General features: G+C 59.3%; 20 protein-coding genes. 15 read left to right on the forward strand and 5 right to left on the reverse strand.

All coding sequences use genetic code 11. The annotated features are described in order from the left end of the window. Positions 1-2: 2 nt before the first annotated feature. Complete coding sequence (locus IEV00_RS09340) at positions 3-797, forward strand: sulfite exporter TauE/SafE family protein (RefSeq protein ID WP_188360088.1); 795 nt, start codon at positions 3-5, stop codon at positions 795-797. 107 nt (positions 798-904) lie between these two features. Here IEV00_RS09340 and IEV00_RS09345 read toward each other — a convergent pair whose 3' ends face one another. Further along, a complete protein-coding gene (locus IEV00_RS09345) occupies positions 905-2,308 on the reverse strand; it encodes a phosphomannomutase/phosphoglucomutase (protein WP_188360089.1) in 1,404 nt (467 codons plus the stop codon). A 113-nt stretch (positions 2,309-2,421) separates the two neighbouring features. Here IEV00_RS09345 and manA point away from each other — a divergent pair, with 113 nt between their 5' ends. The 5 genes from manA (at position 2,422) to nrdG (ending at position 8,247) form a co-directional block, all read left to right on the forward strand. Beyond that, entirely contained in the window at positions 2,422-3,612 is a 1,191-nt protein-coding gene (gene manA / locus IEV00_RS09350) for a mannose-6-phosphate isomerase, class I (RefSeq protein ID WP_188360090.1), read from the forward strand. A gap of 276 nt (positions 3,613-3,888) precedes the next feature. Further along, complete coding sequence (locus tag IEV00_RS09355; RefSeq protein WP_229723164.1) at positions 3,889-4,176, forward strand: ACT domain-containing protein; 288 nt, start codon at positions 3,889-3,891, stop codon at positions 4,174-4,176. 9 nt (positions 4,177-4,185) lie between these two features. Next, positions 4,186-5,550: a PFL family protein gene (locus IEV00_RS09360; protein WP_268234178.1), complete on the forward strand. Its 1,365-nt coding sequence runs from the start codon at positions 4,186-4,188 to the stop codon at positions 5,548-5,550. Positions 5,551-5,789: 239 nt separating this feature from the next. Next, positions 5,790-7,667 carry an anaerobic ribonucleoside-triphosphate reductase gene (gene nrdD, locus IEV00_RS09365; protein ID WP_188360091.1) on the forward strand — a complete coding sequence of 626 codons (1,878 nt, stop codon included), beginning with the start codon at positions 5,790-5,792 and terminating at the stop codon, positions 7,665-7,667. Further along, positions 7,651-8,247: an anaerobic ribonucleoside-triphosphate reductase activating protein gene (nrdG, locus tag IEV00_RS09370; protein WP_188360092.1), complete on the forward strand. Its 597-nt coding sequence runs from the start codon at positions 7,651-7,653 to the stop codon at positions 8,245-8,247. The genes nrdD and nrdG overlap by 17 nt, the downstream gene beginning before the upstream one ends. 19 nt (positions 8,248-8,266) lie before the next feature. Here the strand turns inward: nrdG and IEV00_RS09375 are convergent, their stop codons facing one another. The 3 genes from IEV00_RS09375 to IEV00_RS09385 are packed head-to-tail and all read right to left on the reverse strand — an operon-like array spanning position 8,267 to position 11,013. Next, on the reverse strand, positions 8,267-9,403 hold the full coding sequence (locus IEV00_RS09375; RefSeq protein WP_188360093.1) for a DNA polymerase III subunit delta': 1,137 nt from the start codon (positions 9,401-9,403) through the stop codon (positions 8,267-8,269). Beyond that, positions 9,400-10,077: a dTMP kinase gene (gene tmk, locus IEV00_RS09380; RefSeq protein ID WP_188360094.1), complete on the reverse strand. Its 678-nt coding sequence runs from the start codon at positions 10,075-10,077 to the stop codon at positions 9,400-9,402. The genes IEV00_RS09375 and tmk overlap by 4 nt, the downstream gene beginning before the upstream one ends. Before the next feature lie 24 nt (positions 10,078-10,101). Beyond that, positions 10,102-11,013: an Lrp/AsnC family transcriptional regulator gene (locus IEV00_RS09385; protein WP_188360095.1), complete on the reverse strand. Its 912-nt coding sequence runs from the start codon at positions 11,011-11,013 to the stop codon at positions 10,102-10,104. Positions 11,014-11,143: 130 nt separating this feature from the next. Between IEV00_RS09385 and IEV00_RS09390 the strand changes: the two genes are divergently transcribed. From IEV00_RS09390 to IEV00_RS09420, 7 genes are all read left to right on the forward strand, one after another. Beyond that, the gene (locus IEV00_RS09390; protein WP_188360096.1) at positions 11,144-12,604 is read left to right on the forward strand and encodes an MFS transporter; all 1,461 of its coding nucleotides are present in this window, start codon (positions 11,144-11,146) and stop codon (positions 12,602-12,604) included. Positions 12,605-12,639: 35 nt separating this feature from the next. Next, on the forward strand, positions 12,640-13,623 hold the full coding sequence (locus IEV00_RS09395; RefSeq protein WP_188360097.1) for an amidohydrolase family protein: 984 nt from the start codon (positions 12,640-12,642) through the stop codon (positions 13,621-13,623). A gap of 77 nt (positions 13,624-13,700) precedes the next feature. After that, positions 13,701-14,444, forward strand: a complete 744-nt coding sequence (locus IEV00_RS09400; RefSeq protein WP_188360098.1) for an arylamine N-acetyltransferase family protein — start codon at positions 13,701-13,703, stop codon at positions 14,442-14,444. Positions 14,445-14,476: 32 nt separating this feature from the next. Further along, a complete protein-coding gene (locus IEV00_RS09405; RefSeq protein ID WP_188360099.1) occupies positions 14,477-15,448 on the forward strand; it encodes an NADPH:quinone reductase in 972 nt (323 codons plus the stop codon). A gap of 222 nt (positions 15,449-15,670) precedes the next feature. Next, positions 15,671-16,864: a trans-sulfuration enzyme family protein gene (locus tag IEV00_RS09410; RefSeq protein WP_188360100.1), complete on the forward strand. Its 1,194-nt coding sequence runs from the start codon at positions 15,671-15,673 to the stop codon at positions 16,862-16,864. Between the two features lie 16 nt (positions 16,865-16,880). After that, the gene (locus IEV00_RS09415) at positions 16,881-17,183 is read left to right on the forward strand and encodes a DUF2516 family protein (protein ID WP_229723165.1); all 303 of its coding nucleotides are present in this window, start codon (positions 16,881-16,883) and stop codon (positions 17,181-17,183) included. Between the two features lie 83 nt (positions 17,184-17,266). Next, entirely contained in the window at positions 17,267-18,007 is a 741-nt protein-coding gene (locus IEV00_RS09420) for a phosphoglyceromutase (protein ID WP_188360101.1), read from the forward strand. A gap of 72 nt (positions 18,008-18,079) precedes the next feature. On the opposite strand, the gene phoU is transcribed toward IEV00_RS09420, so the two are convergent. Continuing rightward, entirely contained in the window at positions 18,080-18,721 is a 642-nt protein-coding gene (gene phoU / locus IEV00_RS09425) for a phosphate signaling complex protein PhoU (protein ID WP_188360102.1), read from the reverse strand. A gap of 310 nt (positions 18,722-19,031) precedes the next feature. Between phoU and IEV00_RS09430 the strand changes: the two genes are divergently transcribed. After that, a complete protein-coding gene (locus IEV00_RS09430) occupies positions 19,032-20,072 on the forward strand; it encodes a sensor histidine kinase (RefSeq protein ID WP_229723166.1) in 1,041 nt (346 codons plus the stop codon). Beyond that, positions 20,072-20,752 (forward strand): winged helix-turn-helix domain-containing protein, encoded by a 681-nt coding sequence (locus IEV00_RS09435; protein ID WP_188360103.1) that lies wholly within the window; start codon positions 20,072-20,074, stop codon positions 20,750-20,752. Before IEV00_RS09430 ends, IEV00_RS09435 begins: the two co-directional genes overlap by 1 nt. The last annotated feature ends 318 nt before the right edge of the window (positions 20,753-21,070 follow it).

A 21,070-nucleotide genomic window follows, 5' to 3' on the forward strand; every position in this document is an offset into this window, starting at 1 on the left:
GCATGACCTTAGACCCCACCCTGATTTGGCAGGCGCTCGCTATTATCGCCGCAGGGTTCGGAGCCGGCTTCATTAACGTGATCGTTGGCTCCGGCACCCTGATTACCTTTCCCGTTTTGCTCTGGTTTGGACTACCTGCCCTCACCGCCAACATGTCATCGAACCTGGGACTGGTGGCCGGAAATTTCAGCGGGGTGTGGGGCTATCGCAAAGAGATCGCGGCTAACTCTGCCATCGCCCGCAAACTGGTGCTGGCATCAGCGATTGGCGGAATTATTGGTGCCGCCCTGCTGCTGACCCTGCCCTCTTCGGTCTTTGACGTGGCGGTTCCCGCCCTGATTGCGCTGGGAGTGCTCATGGTGGCGCTTGCCCCGCTGGTGCAAAAACGAACAGCGGCTAAGCTCCGCGCAACAGGTAGTCGCCCCAATACTCAACAGATGTCTCGGCCAGCGCTGACCTTTATCATCGTGCTCCTGCTGGGCATCTACGGGGGCTACTTTGGCGCTGCCCAGGGCGTTCTGCTGGTGGGCTTTCTGGGAATGCTACTCACGATCTCCCTCCAATCGCTGAACGCTCTGAAGAACCTGCTGGCGGCCGTGGTGAATGTGCTGTCAGCGGCTATCTTCACCGTCTTCGCCTTCAACCAAATCAACTGGTGGGTGGTTCTCGCTATAGCTTGTGGCGCCATGCTGGGTGGTATTGCCGGGGCTAAGGTAGGACGACGCTTGCCGCCGAGCGTGCTGCGGGTGGTCATTATCGTGGTGGGGTTGGTTGCTCTGCTGAACATGCTGTTTTAGCCACCAGACAACAAGGCCTGCAGGGCGCCCCTCGCCGACACCCTTAACGCCAGCCCCGAGCCAGTCGGCTCGGGGCGCCCTGCAGACGCGTTCTGTGCGAGAAACAACTAGACCGCGCGCACCAGCTCCAGCACGCGGTCGCGCACGCGTTCCATGGTGGCGGTATCGGGAGCTTCCAGGTTCATGCGCAGGAAGGGCTCGGTGTTGGAGGGGCGCAGGTTCACCCACCAGCCCTCGGTCTTGTGCTCGAAGGTGGTGCCGTCCATCTCAGAGACCTCAACCTCATCGCCGAAAGCGGCACGCACGCGCTCCACGGCGGCTGCCTTGTCTTCAAGCTCGGAGTTGATCTCGCCGGAAGAAGCGTAGGGGGAGTAGGCAGCGCCAATCTCAGACAGCGGGCGCTCGTCGGTGCCCAGCACCGCCAGCACGTGCATAGCTGCCAGCATGCCGGTGTCGGCGTTGAAGAAGTCCTTGAAGTAGTAGTGGGCGGAGTGCTCGCCACCGAAGACGCCGTTCTCTTCGGCCATCACTGCCTTGATGAAGGAGTGGCCCACGCGGGTCTTGATAGCGCGACCGCCCTGGGCCTCGACCAGCTCGGGAACTGCCTTAGAGGTAATCAGGTTGTAGATAATGGTGGGTTCAGCGTTGCCCTCTGCCTTGGCGCGGGCAATCTCGCGCTCGGCAACAATGGCGGTAATGGCGGAGGGAGTTACCGGCTCACCCTTTTCATCGACCACGAAGCAGCGGTCGGCGTCGCCGTCAAAAGCCAGGCCCAGGTCGGCGCCGTGCTCCACCACTGCCTTCTGCAGGTCAACCAGGTTGGCAGGCTCCAGCGGGTTGGCGGGGTGGTTGGGGAAGGTGCCGTCTAGCTCAAAGTAGAGAGGTTCAATTTCCAGGGGCAGGCCGGGCAAAATGGAGTCGCCCAAAACGGCGGGGGTGGTCATGCCGCCCATGCCGTTACCGGCGTCTACAACTACCTTGAGGGGGCGAATGTTTGAGAGGTCAACCAGCTTGCGCAGGTACTCGGCGTAGGCCTTGAGGAAGTCCTTTTCAGAGACGCTACCGCGGGTCTCTGCGGCGGGAATCTCACCGGAATCCAGGTACTTCTGCGCCAGATCGCGCACGTCAAAGAGGCCGGTCTCTGAAGAAATCGGCACGGCACCGGCCTTGGCCATTTTCATGCCGTTGTACTCGGCGGGGTTGTGCGAGGCGGTGAAGGTAACACCGGCGGCATTTTCAACACCGCAGGCGAAGTAGAGCTCGTCGGTGGAAATCAGGCCAATCTTGATAACGTTGGCGCCGCGTGCAGTTGCTCCCTCAGCAAAAGCATCGACAAATGAGGGGCCGGAGGGGCGCATATCAGAGCCCACCAGCACGTTCTGACCGGCCAGACCCAGCACGTCAACAAACGCAGCGGCGGTGGCGCGCACGGACTCTTCGGTAATGGTTTCGCCTACGATGCCGCGAACATCGTATGCCTTAAAAGATGCGGTTAAATCAATGGTGTTCACAGTCCCCCAGTCTAACTGGCGCAGACAACATATTTTCTGATTTTGTTGAGCCTATGGCAATAAACACGCAGAACACCGAGCGTTTGTCGGTAAGTCTGTGGTTTTATAAAAGCATGGGTGAACTTATTAAACTGAGTAATCAAATTCAGAATTACGCCTGGGGATCACACACCACGCTGGCTTCGATGCGGGGCCTTTCCGTGCCCAGCCAAAAGCCCGAGGCCGAAGTCTGGGTGGGTGCCCACCCCTCTGCTCCCTCGACAGTTCACGCTTCTTCGGGGGATATTGCCCTAGACCGGCTGGTTGCAGAGTCCCCTGAACGGGTGCTGCCCGCCGGCCTGACTTCCTTCCCTTTTTTGTTTAAGATTCTGGCGATTGACGCCCCGCTCTCGATTCAGGTTCACCCCACAGACGCCCAGGCTGTAGCCGGTTTTGAGGCCGAGCAGGCCGCCGGCGTTGCGCTGGATTCACCGCACCGTAATTACAAGGATTCTTTCTCCAAGCCCGAGACTGTTATCGCCCTCTCCGAGATGAAAATCCTTACCGGTGTGCGCCCCGCCGACGAGCTGGCGCAGCTGGCGCAGGGGTTGGAATTGGACTGGCTGAAGCCGCTACTGGGTGCAGGTTCTGCCCGCGAGCTGCTGGCGGCGATTATTCATATGGACGACGACGCCGCCGCGGCCGCCGTCGCGCAGACGGTCGCCCGCGCGTCGTCCTGGGCGGCTGCGCACCCCAGCGAGGCCTCAGCCCTCGACACCCTTCTTGCCCGAGCTGCTGACCTGGTGGCGCAGGTGGCTCAGAAACATCCGGGAGACCGCGGCCTGCTGGTGGCAGTGGTGATGAACCTGGTCTATCTGGCTCCCGGCGATTCCGCCTTTACCCCCGACGGTCAGGTACACGCTTACGTTTCGGGTACCGCCATTGAAATCATGAACCCCTCGGATAACGTGATGCGGGCGGGCCTAACCCCCAAACACATTGATACCGAGGAGCTCATAAAGATTCTGGGGGAGCAGCAGGCTGCTCCTGAGATTTTGCGGGCTGAACCCGATGATGCTTCGGTGAGCGTTTTTAGGCTCTGGGACGAGCGCATGAGCGTGACCAGGGTTTGCCTGAACGATGATTCTGTGGCTCTGACCCTGAGCGGGGTGGCGGCTGTGCTGGGCGTTTCAGGTTCTTTGACCTTCACCTCTGCTGAGACCTCGATTGCTATCGAGCCCACCGAGTCTCTGTTGCATATCGGTAGCGATACCGAGGTAGAGGTTTCGGGCAGCGGAGAGGCTTATATCGCCGCCTACGTGTAGGGCGCTGCGGTAAGCACATCTCACTGGTGCAGAAAAGCGGTTTTCGGTTGCAAATATCAAACCGAAAACCACTTTTCTGCACCACTGACCTTGGGGGGGGCTTATTCAGAAGCTTGCAAAACGACAGTCTGAGGGCGTCGGGCAACTGGTATCGGGGCTGGCGTTTAAGGGAGGTTGCCCGACGCCCTCAGACTGGAAGTATCAGTTTTTGAATAAGCCATCTTTAGGTGAGCCCTCTTTCGCTGGCTAGTATGGAGTGAGAAGCCAATCTCACTCATGAAAGCGAGCGCGCACGTGAAAATTATTCTGACCGTCACCGGTCTTGACCACGAGGGCATTGTTGCAGCCGTTGCCACCCGGCTGGCTGAGCGTAAGGTGAACATCCTCAATATTTCCCAGACCCTGATGGATAACTACTTCACCATGATTCTGCAGGGTAGCTTTGACGAGTCGAGTCAGAGCATTCAAGATCTTCAGGCTGCCTTTGAAGAGGTAGAGAAAGAACAGGGTTTGCAGATTCGTATTCAGTCAGAGTCCATCTTTGACGCCATGCATACCCTCTAGGAGCTAGCTGTGGTTTTTGATCGTAACGCGAATGTTCTCGAAACCCTACAGATGATCGATGAGGATAAGCTCGATATCCGCACGGTCACCATGGGTATTTCTCTGCTGGATTGCGCCGACTCCAACGGTGAGGTGGCGCGCCAGAAAATCTATGACAAGATTACTACCCGCGCTGCCCACCTGGTAGAGGTTGCCGAGGGCATTGAGGCTGAGCTGGGTATTCCGATTATCAACAAGCGGATTTCGGTGACCCCTATTTCTCTGGTGGCGGGAGCTTCCTCCGATGAGGACTACGTGGAGTTTGCCAAGACTCTCGACGCCGCCGCCAAGAAGGTGGGCGTTAACTTTATCGGCGGTTTTACCGCCCTGGTAGACAAGGGCGCCACGGAGGCCGACGAGAAGCTGATGAGCTCTATTCCGCGGGCTCTGAACGAGACCGATGTGGTCTGCGCTTCGGTCAATATCGGTTCTTCGAAGGCCGGTATTAATATGACGGCGGTGAAGAGGATGAGTGAGGTCATTCGCGAGACCGCCGAGGGTTCAGCTGAGGCTCATGGTTTTGGTTGCTCTAAGCTGGTGGTCTTTGCCAACGCGGTCTCTGATAACCCGTTTATGGCCGGCGCCTTCCACGGCGTCCAAGAAGCAGACACCGTGATTTCGGTGGGAGTCTCGGGCCCCGGCGTCGTCAAGCGCGCCCTGGAGAAAGCTCGTGGGCAGGACTTCGGCGCCTGCGCCGAGGCTATTAAAAAGGCAGCTTTCAAGATCACCCGCGTGGGCCAGCTGGTCGGTAACCTGGCAGCGGAGCGGCTGGGCGTGGAGTTCGGCATTGTCGATCTCTCGCTAGCTCCCACCGCAGAGGTGGGTGACTCGGTGGCTCATGTGCTCGAAGAGATGGGTCTGGAGACCGTGGGTACCCACGGCACGGTTGCCGCGCTGGCCCTGCTCAATGACGCCGTCAAGAAGGGCGGTCTGATGGCCTGCTCCTACGTGGGCGGGCTCTCGGGTTCCTTTATTCCGATTTCTGAGGACATCGGAATGATTGAGGCTGCCGCTGCGGGCAAGATTACCCTGGATAAGCTCGAGGCCATGACAGCTATTTGCTCGGTGGGTCTTGATATGGTGGCGATTCCCGGCGATACACCCGCCTCTACGATTACCGCCATGATTGCAGATGAGGCGGCGATTGGTGTGATGAACCACAAGACCACGGCGGTGAGGGTTATTCCCGCTATCGGTCTAGAGGTGGGTGAAGTCGTGGAGTTTGGTGGTCTGCTAGGACGAGCTCCGGTAATGCCGGTGCACGAGGCCTCGGCTGAGCTCTTTGCCGCCCGCGGTGGCAGGATTCCCTCCCCGGTGCACGGTTTCCGCAACTAGTCTCTGGGTAGCCCGGCGGTGTAGAACGTAGCAGCTGCACCGCCGGGGCGTGGCGCGGTTCTCGAAAAATTTTTATTACTTGAAAATGCAAATGCCTACCCCTGAGAATCCGCCCCGGTGGGCACATAAGGTTTTTACAACCATATATAACTAAGGGCTTTCGGTGACTTTCTGTCATCAAGACCAAAATATTTTTGGGTCTACCATATCTAGTGTTCCCCAACGAAAGAGGCCACTAGATGTTGTTGTCTGAAGAGAAAAAGTCAGTTTCAGCCCTAGAGCAACTCCAGAGCGGCGAAGCGAGCGCCCTGCACGAAAACGCCAACAAAGACGCCACCGTTTTCAATACCCAGCGCGATTTGACTGCCGGTGCGGTGTCTAAAGATTTTGCTCTGGAACATCTGCTACCCAAGGCAGTGGCAGAGGCCCACCGCCGCGGTGATATTCACTTCCACGACCTCGACTATTCGCCCTATGCTCCCATGACCAACTGCTGTCTGATCGATATTGCGGGCATGCTCAAGCAGGGCTTTACCATCGGCAACGCCAACGTGGAGTCTCCCAAGTCAATTCAGACCGCAGCGGCCCAGGTCTCTCAGATTATTGCTAACGTGGCCAGCTCCCAGTACGGCGGTTGCTCGGTAGACCGGATCGATGAGGTACTGGCTCCCTACGCGCAGCTCAACTACGCCAAGCACCTGGCAGACGCCAAGGAGTGGGTGCTGCCCGAGAAGCAGGCCGACTACGCGGCGTCCAAAACCGTCAAAGACATCTATGACTCCATGCAGTCCCTCGAATACGAGGTCAATACCCTTTACTCCTCCAACGGTCAGACCCCCTTTGTGACCTTTGGTTTTGGCCTGGGTACCGGCCGCTGGGAGCGCGAGATTCAAAAGGCGATTCTGAAGGTGCGCCTGAAGGGCATCGGTAAAGACGGCACCACCGCGATCTTCCCCAAGCTGGTGATGGGGCTGAAGCGGGGTACCAACCTCGACCCGCAGGACCCCAACTACGACATCAAGCAGCTGGCGCTGAAGTGCTCCGCCAAGCGCATGTACCCCGATGTTCTCAATTACGAGAAGATTGTTGAAATTACAGGTTCCTACAAGGCGCCCATGGGCTGCCGCTCTTTCCTGCAGGGGTGGAAGGACGACGCCGGGCAGGAGGTTGCCGCCGGCCGCATGAACCTGGGGGTGGTAACCCTCAACCTGCCCCGCATCGCACTGGAAACCGCCAACTTCTCGGAGCCCGCGCACAGGCAGCAGGCCCTAGAAAACTTCTGGGCCCTGTTGGATGACCGGATTGAGGTGGCCCGGCAGGCCCTTTATTACCGGGTGCAGCGCTGCAAAGAGGCCCTGCCCGAAAACGCCCCGATTCTCTACCAGCACGGTGCCTTCGGTCTTCGGGCACAGCGGGGAGAGAGCGTGGACCGCTTCTTTGACGGCGGCCGCGCCACGGTGTCCCTGGGCTATATTGGCCTCTACGAGGTAGCCACCGCCTTCTTCGGCCCCGACTGGGAGACCAACCCCGAGGCCAAGTCCTTCACCCTCGATATTCTGGCCAAGCTCAAGGCCCACTGCTCCGCCTGGTACCGCGAGACCGGCATCTGGTTCTCGGTCTACTCCACCCCCTCGGAGTCGCTGACCGACCGCTTCTGCCGTCTCGACCGCGACCGCTTCGGCGCCGTCGCCGATATTACCGATAAGGACTACTACACCAACTCCTACCACTACGACGTGCGCAAGAAGGTGACTCCCTTTGAGAAGATCGACTTCGAAAAGGACTATCCGGTCTATGCCGCCGGTGGCTTTATCCACTACTGCGAGTACCCCAAGATGACCCAGAACCTGCAGGCGCTGGAGGCTGTCTGGGACTACGCCTACGACAGGGTGGGATACTTGGGCACCAACGCCTCAATTGACCGCTGTTTCGACTGTGGTTTTGAGGGGCAGTTTAACCCCACTGCTGAGGGCTTTGAATGCCCCGACTGCGGCAACACCAACCCCGAAACCTGCGACGTCGTCAAGCGCACCTGCGGCTACCTGGGCAACCCCATGAAGCGGCCCATGGTGCACGGCCGCCACGAGGAGATCGCCTCCCGTGTTAACCACCTCTAAGGACGACGGCCCCCGCCAGCTCCCGCCCGTCAACGGGAGCTGGTCGGCGGCTAGGCTCTCCCAGCGCTTTGTTGCCGACTATAAACCCCACGTGTTTGTAGACGGTCCCGGGGTGCGCTGCTCGCTCTATGTCTCCGGCTGCCCTTTCAAATGCGTGGGCTGCTATAACGAAGCAGCCCAGTCTTTCCGCTACGGGTTTGAGTACACAGACCAGTTGGAAGAGAGGATTCTGGCTGACCTGGCCCACAGCTATGTGGCGGGCTTGACCCTGCTGGGTGGTGAGCCCTTTCTGAATACGGGGGTCTGCCTGCAACTGGCCCGTCGGGTGCGAGAAGAGCTGCCGCAGAAAACTATCTGGGCATGGAGCGGCTATACCTGGGAGCAGTTACTCTTTTCAGCCCGGCAGGGCAGCAGCGACCAGCTGGAACTGCTAGAGCTCTGCGACGTGCTGGTTGATGGCCCCTTTATCCAGTCGCGCTATAACTCTCAGCTGGCTTTCCGGGGCTCGGAGAACCAGCGCATTATTGACGTGCAACAGAGCCTGACCCGGCCCAACCCGGTGGTCTTAGACCTCGACTAACGCCCCGGCCCCAGCGCGCCTAGAGAAAACTCGCCATCATTGCCTCAAAGGCGAGTTTGGCGCTGGCATTGGTTGAGATGCGGCGGCGGGTCAGCGCCACCGAGTCTAGCAGTTCCAGTGTTTTAGCGGAGGAACGCGCCTGAGCGTAGGCCGCCAGCTCATCGGCCAGGTGGGCATTAATCAGGGCAGAACCGGTTCCCAGCTGCAGGGTCAGCACATCGCGGAAGAAGGTCTGCAAATCCACCAGAAACCGATCAAGGGTATCTGTTTTGATACGGCGGGCCCGGCGCTTCTGGTCTTCTTCAAGATTGCGCAGCTGCGCCCGCATAGAGGGGTTAACCTTCTCGCCCTCCTCAATGCCCAGGGTGCGCATGAGCTCCTGGCGCTCGCGCTCGTTCCGCTCGGCAGCAACGGCCTCGGCGGCGTCATCGGAGATACCGATCAGCTTCTCAGCAGCAGCCATAGCATCGGAGATTCCCCGAATGCCCAGGGGCATCCGCACCACTGAATTGCGGCGGTCGAATTCTTCCCGGGAGGTAGCCAGCTGGCGGGCGACGTCCAGGTTACCCTGGGCCAGCGCCGCACACTGACCCGCCAGCTCTGCGGCTACACCTGAAGCAACCAGGGCTTCTGCCACCGCCTGTTGCGATGGAACCCGCAACTTTACCGGCCGGCATCGGGAGCGGATGGTTACCAGCACGTCCAGGGGGGAGGGGGCGGTCAGTAGCCAGATGGTGTGCGGCGGAGGCTCCTCGATTGCCTTGAGCAGCACGTTAGAGGTGCGCTCGGGCATGCGGTCTGCGTCTTCAAGAATGATTACGCGCCAGCGACCCACCGAGGGGCGGTCTTGAGCCTTGACCACCAGGTCGCGGGCCTCTTCGATACGAATCTGTAGATTCTCGGTGGTGAAGTGGGTGAGGTCGGCGTGGGAGCCCGAGAGGGCGGTCTGGCAGGATTTGCAAACCCCGCAGCCGCGCTGGCTGGGCTCGGGAGAATCACAGAGCAGGGCAGCGGCGAAGGCACGGGCTGCCTCAGACCGGCCGGAACCGGGAGGTCCCGTAAAAAGCCAGGCGTGGGTGGGGCGGTCTTCGGCCGCCGCACGTGCCAGCTGGGCGGTCACCTCGGGCTGGCCAACCAGCCTATCCCAAACACTCATGCTACCTCCTTCAGGTGGGCGGTCACCGCGGCAAGCACCGCCGCGTGGACGTCGTCGATAGAGCCGGTGCCATCAATCACCGCGTAGCGCTGGGGGTTGGCGGCCGCCAAGCGTCCAAAGGTGGCGTGCAGGCTGGCGTAAAAGTCATCGGATTCAGATTCCATGCGGTCGGCAGCGCCGCGGGCCTCTGCGCGGCTGCGGCCGGCGCCCAAGGGAACATCGAGTAAAACGGTGAGGTCGGGGAGCAGGTTCTCGGTGGCCCACAGGCTCAGGTCGGTTACAGACTCAATTCCCAAACCCCGGCCCGCGCCCTGGTAGGCGGCCGAGGAATCAATATAGCGGTCGCAGAGCACCACCTTGCCCTCTTCGAGGGCGGGGCGAATCAGCTGGGCTGCGTGGGCCGCCCGCGAGGCGGCAAAAATCAGGGCCTCGGTGCGGGCGTCGATGGTGCCCTGGCCGTGGTCTAGCACCAGCGAACGCAGTTTCTCCCCAATCTCTGTTCCTCCGGGTTCCCGGGTAACCACCACGCTCAAACCGGCAGATTCTAGGGCAGCGCGAAGCCGGGCAACCTGGGTAGACTTACCGGCGCCGTCCCCGCCCTCAAAAGCAATGAAGGTGCCGGGGCAGGCGGGGGTAGGTTCGCTGCTGGCCTTATAGTTGAGGGAATCAGTCACGCTTCTTAGCCTATCGTTTTTGATCTATGACAGCCCTGCGGTTCGCTTAAAGGTGGTTCCCATATGCTCGATTTCGCAGCGGGCCAGCCCGCGCGGGGCAAGGTCTTTATCTATAAAGTCTAGTAGCTGGCCGAAGGTGGGCAGAAGCAGGTGGGCCACCAGCGAGTATTGGCCGCTGGTGGCGGCCACAAAACGACAGTGGGGGAGCTGGCTTAACCATGCTCCCAGCTTGGTGATGTGGCCGGGGTTCACGTGCATCCAGAGCATTACATCGGCGGTGCTGTTGAAGGCATCGGGGCTGATGTCGGCTTCAAAGTAGAGAATGTTGGATTCGATGAGCCGCTTGCGTCGGCGGGAAACGGTGGAGGCGTCCACCCCTAATTTTTTACTGATGGCCTGGACCTCCATGCGACCGTCTCCGTGGAGCAGGTCAAGAATTTTGTGGTCGAGGGCGTCAAGGTGAAAGTCGGCTTCGGTCAGGGTGGGCTGGGGCGTGCGCGACCACACCTCAAAGAGCTCAAAGACCTGGAGGGATTCGAGGTGCTGGTTGTTTTGAAGGACGTCGAGTGGTTCGGTGTGCTCGGGCGTGGTCACTAGCCCGCACATGAGTTCGGAGCGGTCAAAAGAGAGCCTGACCCAGCGGCTGGTGGGTTGCTTGGCCATGTGCTGGGCTAGCAGATGGAGCAGGTTGGGTTTTGCCGTCGCCCGGCAGAGCCAGACGTTATGCCCGCCAAAGCCGGGCAGGGTGCGACCGGTAATTTTGAGAACCCCCGACTTTTTCAGCGCTGCGTAGCGGCGGGAGACGGTTCCGGCGCTGACACCCAGCTCACCGGCTAGCTGCTGGAAGCTGGCAGTGGGGTTGGCATCGAGGGCTAGGAGTAGTTTTCGGTCTAGATTCTCGAAGGTGTGGTGCAGGGCGGGAATATCAGGGGTCATGGATTTAACCTATCAAATCGCAATATATATGCACTAAATATAGATATTTTATATTTTCATGCAAGAAGATTTAGAAGCATGCAGAGTAGCGCTAGGGTTTTAGCGTTTTGACCCTGAGAGAAAGAAGCTCATGACCACAGCGTCACAGCCTGCGATCTCTGCCGATTCTAAAAAGCAAGAGAGTCGCTACGACCAAGAATCTGTACTGCACCCCCACGGCAACGGCCTCATTGCCGTTGCGGCCTTTAGCTGCCTGGTAGTCGCCCTCCAACAGACCCTGGTGGTGCCCGCTACTCCGCGTTTTCCCCAGCTGCTGGGCGAATCGGCAACAGCGGTCTCGTGGATTGTTACCGCCACCCTGCTGACCGGTGCTATTGCCACCCCCATTATCTCTAAGCTCTCCGACATGGTGGGCCGCCGCAAGATGCTGGTCTTTTCCATGACCTTTGTGCTGATTGGCTCTGTGATTGCTCCCCTGGGCGGGCTGCCCCTGGTGGTGGCGGGCCGGGCCCTTCAGGGTCTGGGCACCGCTTTGGTACCCGTGGCTATGGCCCAGATGCGCGATAGCCTGCCCCCTCATAAAATCGGTAGCTCCCTGGCCATTCTCTCGGCCACCCTGGGCGTGGGCGGCGGCATCGGAATCCCGATCGGCGGCGTCATTATTTCTATCGCCAGCTGGCAGTGGCTCTTCTGGGTCTCGGCAGCTCTCTCGGTGGTCTCTATCGTGCTGATTGCTCTGGTGGTTCCCCAGCACAACCCCGAGACCCACAGGCCCTTTGACACTACCGGCGCGGTGCTGCTCTCCATCGGTCTTGTTTCCCTGCTGCTGGGTATTTCCCAGGGCGGAATGTGGGGTTGGGGCTCGCTTCCGACCATTCTCACCCTGGTGCTGGGCGTGCTGGTACTGGTGGTGTGGACTTTCTTTGAGCTGCGTAACCAGGCTCCGTTGGTTGACCTGCGCTCCTCGGCAATCCGCCCCGTGCTACTCACCCACATCTCATCCTTCACCATGGGTATTTTGATGTTCACCAACCTGCTCTTGACCACCCAGCAGCTACAGGGCGCTACCGGCGAAAACGGCTTCGGTTGGAGCGCCCAGGCAGCCGGCCTGGCGATGCTCCCCAACGCCTGCGCCATGTTCCTGGTGGCTCCGCTTACAGCGCATCTGGCTAAGCGTTTCAGCCCCCAGATGGTTCTGGGTCTGGGCGCAGTGGTCACCGGCCTCGGCTACCTGCTGCGCATCTTCCTCATTCCCAACGGGGCAATGCTGATTGTGTGGACGACGGTCATCGGCATTGGCGTGGGCATCGGCTATGCCGCGCTGCCCATGCTGATTGTGCGCTACACCCCGGGCACCCAGATCGGTGAAGCCAACGGAATGAACGCGCTGGTTCGGGCTATCGGCACCGCGGTGGCTTCGGCGGGGGTTTCCGTGATTGCCACCATGTTGGCGGTCACCGTTGAGGGCCACAGCACCCCCTCGGCCACCGCTTTCCTGGTTCTCTCCATCATCGGCGCGGTGATTTCAGCGGCAACCCTCATCTTTGCCCTGGGCGCTCGCTCGGAGAAACACCGGGTGCACCAGGCGTAAGCTGAAAATAGGCAAGGCAGGAAAAGGAAGACACCGTGAAAACCCAGGCTATTGATACCCACGCCCACATTTATCCCTCCTGGTATCTCGACGAACTCGAACGCATTGGCGTCAATCCCGAGACCGCCAAGATCGCGCGGATTCCCGGGGCTGACTCCACTGAAACAGACCTGGCAGACCGCTTTGAGTGGATGACGAAAGCCGGAGTAGCCCGCCAGGTTCTCGCGGTCACCCCGCAGATACCCAGCGGAAACCACGCCGAAGGGTCGCTGAGAGCGGCGCAGATGATCAACGATCACTATGCCGAGCTGGTGGCAACCTATCCTGACAAGTTCAGCGCCTACGGTGCCCTTCCCCTGCCTTTCATCGAGGAGTCCCTCTCCGAAATTGCCCGAATTTTTGATGAGCTGCACTTTCGGGGAGTCTCCATCACCACGGTTCTTCCCACCGGTGTGGGATTAGATGACCCTCTCTTTGACCCCGTCTGGGAGGAGCTGAACCGCCGCGGCGCCGTCGTCAATATCCACCCCACCGGCTCCGGTGCTTACTCACCCCTGATTACGAATTCCCGCCTGGAGTGGGTGAATGGGGCACCGGTGGAGGACGGCGTGGCGGTGCTGCACCTGCTCAAGGCGGCTGTGCCCGAGCGGTTCCCCAAGATTACTTTTCATCTTGCCCACTTAGGTGGCGATATTCTCTTTATGTTCCAGCGTCTCGAAGATAACTTCACCGACTGGGGTGCTTTTGAATCGTCGCCCCAGAAAAATATCCGGTCTATGTACTTTGATGCCGCCAACTTTTACGAGCCTTCCCTGCGGCTGGCGGTAGAGGCGGTGGGTGCCTCGCAGATTATGGGTGGTTCCGACCACCCCTATTTCCAGCACAGCCACTACGAGCGGGCTTTTGACTACATTCGCTCAGCCCGCCTGCAGGAGGAAGAAAAGCAAGCGATTCTCAGCGAAAACGCGGTGCGTTTGCTGGGGCTACCAGAACCTGACTCAAGGGGTGAAGGAAAATAGCGCTCGATAAATATCTCACGGGGGAGAGCTGGAATTCTGACCAGTTCGATGTAGACCGCTACCTGCACGTTCTCGGAATGGGCAGGCAGGCGCCCAGTCTGACCTACCTGTCTGATTTGCACTCCGCCCACGTGCACACGCGGACTTTTGCCAACGTGGATGTTCTGCTGGGCCACCACCCCGGTATTGATCCCAAGAGAGTTCAGCAGCAGCTACTCGACGACGACCGCGGGGGCTACTGCTATGAGCACGCGCAGCTCTTTGCCGGGGTGCTAGAGCAGCTGGGCTTTAAAGTGAGGCGCCGTTTGTCGCGGGTGCACACCGACTTTAATATCCGCGCCCACCTGTGCCTGACCGTCTCGATTGAGGGTAGCGAGTATCTGTGCGACCCGGGGTTTGGGTTTAGCATTGACCGGCCGATTGAACTGAAAGACGGCGCCACCAGAAGCACTGTGGGGCAGGTCTTTACCCTCGGGAAGAAAGAGCAAGAGGGCCAGACCTTTTGGTACCTGACGCGCAACGGCAAAACCGAACACATCATCGACACACTGCCGGTGATGCCCAACGATGCCCGAACCGGCCACCTGATTCTTACCGCTGACCCGCTCTCAATCTTCCAAAACCACCTGGTGGTCGCCGGCTACGTGGGCCAAGCCCACTACACCGTCACCGAGAGGTCAGTAACTATCCGGCGGGCCGGGCAGGAAACCGAGCACAGGGAAATTGGCCTGGACGAGGCGGTGGAGCTCTCACGCCGGGTGGGCCTTCGGATCAGCGATGCTGACCTCTCTAGCCTGAAGCAAAAGTTCGGTGAAGAGTAGAATCACCCACAGAGACTCTCACGGAGGTAGACATGAAAGCCGCTTTCATCCAGCAGACCGGGGCAGCTGAAACCATTGAGGTGGGGGAGCTGCCCCAGCCGAAGCCCGGGCCCACCGACGTTGTGGTGAAGGTCGAGTACGCGGCGGTCAACCACGTTGATACCTTTGTGCGCTCTGGCGCCTACGCCACCCAGCTGAACTTCCCCTTCCCCATTGGCCGGGATTTGGCGGGAACGGTGGTGGAATCTGCGGTAGAGGAGTTTGAGCCCGGCCAGCGGGTCTGGTCTAACTCGATGGGCTATGACGCGCGCTCGGGCAGCTTTGCCGAGTACGTCGCCGTCCCCCGTGAGCGGCTTTTCCCCGTGCCCGAGGAGGTGGACGATACCAGGCAAATCGTCGCGGCGTCCCACGGCTTTTCAACCGCTTTCCTGGCTCTGCAACGCTTTGGCCGCATCTATCCTGGCGAGACCGTGCTGATTGGCGGAGCCGCCGGGGCGGTGGGGTCTGCCGGGGTACAGCTGGCCGCCCTCGCCGGGGCCCGGGTGGTGGCAACTGCCTCCGAAGGCGACTTCGACTATGTGCGTCAGCTCGGTGCCGCTGAAGTCATTGACTACCACCGCAAAGACCTTTTTGAGGCATTAAAAGCGGTTGCTCCCGACGGTTACGATCACTGGTGGGATAACGGAGGCAACCACGATTTTGAGCGGATTCTGCCCCTGCTCGCACCCCGCGGCGAGATTATCCTCAGCGCTAATATGGCAGCCCGCCCCGAGCTACCGGTGGGGGCAACCTACACCAGGGCGGTGACGGTGCGCGGCTTTGCCATGTCGGTAGCAACCGGCGACGACCTCGCTGAGGCGGCCCGCACGCTGAACACCCTCATGGCGCAGGGGCGGCTGAAGAGCCGCTGGGAGAAGGTCTTTTCTCTGGACGACGCCGCTGCCGCCCACGCTGCCCAGGAAAGCGGGAGCGTGCACGGTAAAATCCTGGTCAAAGTGAGCTAATTAACATTTCAGCGCGATACGAAGGGGGTAGCCAACCTCCCTTAAACGTACGCTTCGCGATTCCACTCACTCTTGAGTGCTCGCAAGCTTGCACCCGTTTCGCTTCATCCCGATGCCAGTTGGTTACCCCCTTCGTATCGCTTGTGGTCCGTCAGCCCTCACTTTTTCTCGCTGTGTGAACAGCAACCTGCGCGGCGATTCCGTTCGGTCTAATCTAAGAGCATGACCGATCAGACAAAAATTTCCGCAGAGACCCTGGTGGTGGGCGTTGGCCGCCCCGCCCATGACCACGACGCCCCGGTGAACCCGCCGATTGTGCTGTCCTCAACCTTTAGAGGGGCGGGCAAGGTTGTTCCCGAAGACACCGTCTACGCCCGTTTCGATAACCCCACCTGGAACGGTTTTGAAGACGCGGTGGCCTCTCTTGAGGGCGCGGAACTGCCCGGTCTGGTGTTTTCCTCCGGTATGGCGGCGGTGGCCTCGGTGATGGACCTGGTGCCGGTGGGCTCCATTATTCTGCTGCCCCAGCACACCTACATGGCATCGGTGGGCCTGGCCAGCGACCTAGCCAAGCGCGGCATTGCCGAGGTGGTGCGACTGGATCTCAACGACACCGACTCGGTGCTGGCAGAGTTGCATGCCGCGGCAGACAGGGCTGGCACCACCGCCGAGAACATCGACTACGCGGCCCCCAAGGTTCTGCTGTGGATGGAAAGCCCCACCAATCCCATGCTCGAGGTCGCCGACCTTCCTCAGATTCTGGGCGAGGCACGCAAACTGGGCATTGTCTCCGCCGTAGACAACACCTTTGCCACCCCGCTGCTACAGCAGCCGCTGAAACTTGGTGCTGACATCGTGGTTCACTCCGCCACCAAGTACCTGGCCGGCCACTCCGATGTGGTGCTGGGTGCTACCGCCACGAACAACCCCAGGTTGCGGGAGGCCATGTTGCACCACCGCACCACCAACGGCGCTATTGCCGGCCCCTTTGAGGCCTGGCTTGCCCTGCGCGGGGTGCGCACCCTGGCCCTGCGCGTGAACAAAGCGATGGAAAACGCTCAAATTCTGGCGCAGAAGTTCCTTGCCCACCCGGCGGTCACAGAGGTGCGCTACCCGGGCCTGCCCACTGACCCGGGCCACGAAAAAGCCAAACAGCAGATGAGCGGCTTCGGCTCCATTCTCTGCATCGTGCTCGATGCCTCTGCCCAAGAAACCGAAGAAGTGCTGAACCGGCTCCAGCTCTGGACCCCCGCCACCAGCCTGGGCGGCGTCGAGTCGCTGGTGGAGCGGCGTCGTCGTCATTCCTCTGAACCAGACTCCATTCCCGACTCTCTGCTACGCCTGGCGGTGGGCATCGAATCGGCAGAAGACCTCTATCGCGATTTTGAGCAGGCGCTCGCGCCGCTGGGAAAGTAACGGTAGGGTTAGAAGCGTGAGTCCAATTGAACTTGTTTTTCTTGTAACTATCACCATCGATAAGGCTTTTGCCCTGGTGGTGGCTGTGATGTCGGTGTGGGCGCTGGTTTCTGCCCTCTCCGCTACCAACTACGCCTATGAGAGTGCTTTTAAACGCACCAAGAATTTCTGGGTGGCGATCACCGCCGGTTGCACGGTGGTTTCTCTGCTGATGCTGTTCACCAACTTCAACTCGCTCTTCCTGCAGCTGATTGTGGCAACCGCCGCCGGTGTGTTCATGGCGGATGTGCGCCCGGCCGTGACGGTACGCCGCCGATAAAAACCCACGTAAACACACAAAGAAATGGCATATTCGCGTGGGAATGTCTTTGCACGTGTGCTTTTTAGTGGGATAATAAAGGCATGACTTATAAACTGGTATTGCTCCGTCACGGACAGTCTGAATGGAATGAAAAGAACCTCTTCACCGGCTGGGTAGATGTTAACCTGACCGAGAAGGGCATGGCAGAGGCAAAGCGCGGCGGCGAGCTGCTGAAGGAACGCGGTATCCTTCCCGACGTCGTCCACACCTCCCTGCAGCGCCGCGCCATCAACACCGCCAACCTGGCTCTCGATGCCGCAGACCGCATCTGGATTCCGGTCAAGCGCAGCTGGCGTTTGAACGAGCGCCACTACGGTGCGCTCCAGGGCAAGGACAAGGCTGAGACCCTGAAGAAGTACGGCGAAGAGCAGTTCATGACCTGGCGCCGTTCCTACGATGTGCCGCCTCCGGCCATCGACGATAACGACGAATTCTCTCAGGCTAATGACCCCCGCTACGCAGACGTTGAGAACGCACCCCGCACCGAGTGCCTCAAGGACGTTCTCGAGCGTATGTTGCCCTACTGGGAATCAGACATCAAGCCCGATCTCGAATCCGGCAAGACCGTTCTGATTGCAGCACACGGTAACTCCCTGCGTGCACTGGTGAAGAACCTTGAGGGTATCTCAGACGAGGATATCGTGGGTGTGAACATTCCCACCGGTATTCCGCTCTACTACGAGCTGGACGAGAACTTCAAGCCCACTAAGGCCGGCGAATACCTCGATCCCGAAGCAGCAGCTGACGCGATCAAGGCAGTAGCTAACCAGGGTAAGAAGTAATTCCCTGAAACACAAAAGGGGAGGCACCCGCAGATCGGGTGCCTCCCCTTTTTGTTTTAAAGATTCAGAAACCTAGCTCCACTCGCCGGTAACCAGGTAGTTGACCTTGCGGGCAACAGAGACGCCGTGGTCGCCAAAGCGCTCCAGGTAGCGGGAGGCGAGGGTAACGTCTACGGTCACCTGGGGGCTGTGCTGCCAGTCCTCGGCATTCATCATCTTGAAAACCTCGCGGTGGAGGTTATTGATACGGGCCTTGTGGCTGTAAATCTCTTCGGTCAGGGAAAGCTCGCGGGTTTCCAGCAGCTTGATGACCGAATCAATAATCTGGGTGTCGAGCTCAACCATCTCGGAGAAAATGGTTGCCACTTCCTCGGGCACAGCCTTTTCGGGGAAGCGCATACGGGCAATCTGGGCAACGTGGCGGGCAAGATCTCCCATGCGTTCCAGCGAGGAGCTCATGCGCAGAGAAGAGACAATCGCGCGCAAATCGGAGGCTACCGGGCCCTGCAGGGCAAGAATGTCGATGCAACGTTCGTCGAGCTGGTTCTGCAGAAAGTCAATGCGCTGGTCATTGGAAATTACTTCTTCGGCTTCTTCAATATCTGAGTTGAGGAAGGAGTCTGCGGCGCGAACCAGTGCTTCTTTAACCAGGGTTGAGATTTGAATGAGTTCTTCGCCCACCTGGTGGAGTTCTGCCTGAAAGACTTTGCGCACGTGCGAGCCCTTTCGCTTGGAGGATTAGGTTTGGCGGCTTGCTTTAACCGCTAGTCATACGTTTATACAGTGTGCCAAGTGAATGTGAACGATTCTGTTCACTGGGGTAAACGTTAGTTGAACCTGCGGGTAATTTGGGCGGCTAAAGGGGAGTTTACTTGGGCTTTATGTCTAAGCTAGATAGGTGGATCCTATCCTCTTAGCATTGATTTCAGTTTTGGTTGGTCTCTGCATTGGCGTGGGTAGCATGTGGGCGGTCAATAAAAGTGAACGCGAGCGTGCTCGGTGGGCCGATGTTGAGGAACCCGGTATGAGTGACGGCGCAGCGGAAGTGCTGGCCGTTATTGGGCGTGCCTACGTGGTGGTTGATGCTGTGGACGGGGTGGTGCAGGCTTCTCCGGGCGCCTACGCCCTGGGGCTGGTCAAGGGCCATTCGGTGGCTACCGCTGAGCTACTTGAGATGATTCACCAGGTGCGTTCGCGCGAGGTGATTGTTGAGCGGGAGATTAGGGTTTCGCGCGGTATGACTTCGCAGTCGCAGCTGGTGATTGACCTGCGGGTTGCGCCGGTGGGCGATGAGTTTATTCTGGTGCTTGCCGATGACCGCACCGAGTTCGCCCGCGTGCAGGTTATGCGCACCGACTTTGTGGCGAATGTTTCCCACGAGCTCAAGACTCCGGTGGGGGCGATTGGTCTTATGGCTGAGGCTATCGAATCGTCTGCTGATGACCCCGCCTCGGTGGAGTATTTCTCTCAGCGACTTCAGAAGGAATCACAGCGGCTCTCCCACCTGGTTCAGGATGTCATTGAGCTCTCACGTTTGCAGTCCTCTGACGTGGTGCGCCAGTCTCAGCTGGTTGATATTAACCAGGTGGTCTCGGCCTCTATCGACCGCAACCGGATTACCGCTGAGGGTAAGGAAATCATCTTGCAGGCCGGTGGCCGGGCGAAGCGACCCGTTCACGGTGATCCGGAGCTTTTAGGCACGGCCATTAGGAACCTGATTGAGAACGCAATCCGCTATTCGCCAGAGAAGACCAAGGTGGGTATCGGCATTACGGAGCGGGACGGCGTGGTGAAGGTTTCGGTGAAAGACCAGGGCCCCGGTATTCCCGAGGACGAGCAAGACCGTATCTTTGAACGGTTTTACCGGATTGACCCGGCGCGGTCGCGCCAGACCGGCGGAACCGGCCTGGGCCTGTCGATCGTCAAGCACGTGGTGGGCCAACACAGCGGCGAGATTTCGGTCTGGTCTGTGCCCGGAGAGGGATCTACGTTTACTATGACATTACCTACGGTTGATGAAGAGACCGAGCAGGATTTGCTGAATACAATGAAGGGCGCAAACTAGTGACCAGGATTTTGGTTGTTGAAGATGAAGAGGCTTTGAGCGAGCCTTTGGCTTTCCTCCTGGGCCGTGAGGGTTTCGAAGTGCAGGTGGTAGACAACGGAACTGATGCCGTTGCCGAGTTCGAGCACACCGGCGCTGACTTGGTCTTGCTGGATGTGATGCTTCCCGGCCAGTCGGGTATGGAAGTCTGTAAGCAGATTCGTTCTACCTCCACCGTGCCTATCATCATGCTCACCGCTAAAGATTCTGAGATTGACAAGGTTCTGGGCCTGGAACTGGGTGCTGACGACTACGTGACCAAGCCCTATTCTTCCCGCGAGCTGGTGGCGCGAATCCGCGCCGTCCTGCGCCGTCGGGCAGACGTCGAAGAGCCTGCCGGCCAGAGCATCGAGGGTGGGCCGGTGCGCATGGACATTGAGCGCCACGTGGTAACGGTGGACGGCGAGAACGTTTCGATGCCGCTTAAGGAGTTTGAGCTGCTCGAGATGCTCTTGCGCAATGCTGGCCGGGTGCTGACCCGCTCTCAGCTCATCGACCGGGTCTGGGGCTCAGACTATGTGGGAGACACCAAGACCCTCGATGTGCATATCAAACGCCTGCGCTCAAAGATTGAGCCCGATCCCTCGCATCCGCGCTACGTGGTGACGGTGAGGGGCCTGGGCTATAAGTTTGAGCCCTAAGAGCGTCTTCATAAGGTGGAACGGCCAGCCCGAGAGCGCTGGCCGACCTTCCTTAATCGTGCATTTTGCGCTGAAACAAGCTCTCGGTACACATAGATTCCTGTGGGGACACCAAAGGTACAAGCAAAGCCCGGTCGAGAGGCCAAAGGTACACCTGTGTTCCCTGGGTACACATCTAGATGTGTACCCAGGGAACACAGGTGTACCTACGTCAGCCCAGCAAGAAGAAACGTGTACTTTATCTATCGGGCTTCCTCGAGGGGCCATTTTTATACCGAAAACCTGCGAAAAACGGTATAAAAATGGCCACTCGGCGAT

This window comes from Rothia aerolata, from assembly GCF_014635585.1.
Classification (GTDB): Bacteria; Actinomycetota; Actinomycetes; order Actinomycetales; family Micrococcaceae; genus Rothia; species Rothia aerolata.

What these genes read in the sequence shown, in the direction of transcription:
- IEV00_RS09340 (WP_188360088.1), top strand. Translation starts at nt 3, where the DNA reads ATGACCTTAGACCCCACCCTGATTTGGCAGGCGCTCGCTATTATCGCC.
- manA (WP_188360090.1), top strand. Translation starts at nt 2,422, where the DNA reads ATGGGTGAACTTATTAAACTGAGTAATCAAATTCAGAATTACGCCTGG.
- IEV00_RS09355 (WP_229723164.1), top strand. Translation starts at nt 3,889, where the DNA reads ATGAAAGCGAGCGCGCACGTGAAAATTATTCTGACCGTCACCGGTCTT.
- nrdD (WP_188360091.1), top strand. Translation starts at nt 5,790, where the DNA reads ATGTTGTTGTCTGAAGAGAAAAAGTCAGTTTCAGCCCTAGAGCAACTC.
- IEV00_RS09375 (WP_188360093.1), bottom strand. Translation starts at nt 9,403, where the DNA reads ATGAGTGTTTGGGATAGGCTGGTTGGCCAGCCCGAGGTGACCGCCCAG.
- IEV00_RS09385 (WP_188360095.1), bottom strand. Translation starts at nt 11,013, where the DNA reads ATGACCCCTGATATTCCCGCCCTGCACCACACCTTCGAGAATCTAGAC.
- IEV00_RS09390 (WP_188360096.1), top strand. Translation starts at nt 11,144, where the DNA reads ATGACCACAGCGTCACAGCCTGCGATCTCTGCCGATTCTAAAAAGCAA.
- IEV00_RS09400 (WP_188360098.1), top strand. Translation starts at nt 13,701, where the DNA reads ATGGGCAGGCAGGCGCCCAGTCTGACCTACCTGTCTGATTTGCACTCC.
- IEV00_RS09405 (WP_188360099.1), top strand. Translation starts at nt 14,477, where the DNA reads ATGAAAGCCGCTTTCATCCAGCAGACCGGGGCAGCTGAAACCATTGAG.
- IEV00_RS09410 (WP_188360100.1), top strand. Translation starts at nt 15,671, where the DNA reads ATGACCGATCAGACAAAAATTTCCGCAGAGACCCTGGTGGTGGGCGTT.
- IEV00_RS09420 (WP_188360101.1), top strand. Translation starts at nt 17,267, where the DNA reads ATGACTTATAAACTGGTATTGCTCCGTCACGGACAGTCTGAATGGAAT.
- IEV00_RS09430 (WP_229723166.1), top strand. Translation starts at nt 19,032, where the DNA reads ATGAGTGACGGCGCAGCGGAAGTGCTGGCCGTTATTGGGCGTGCCTAC.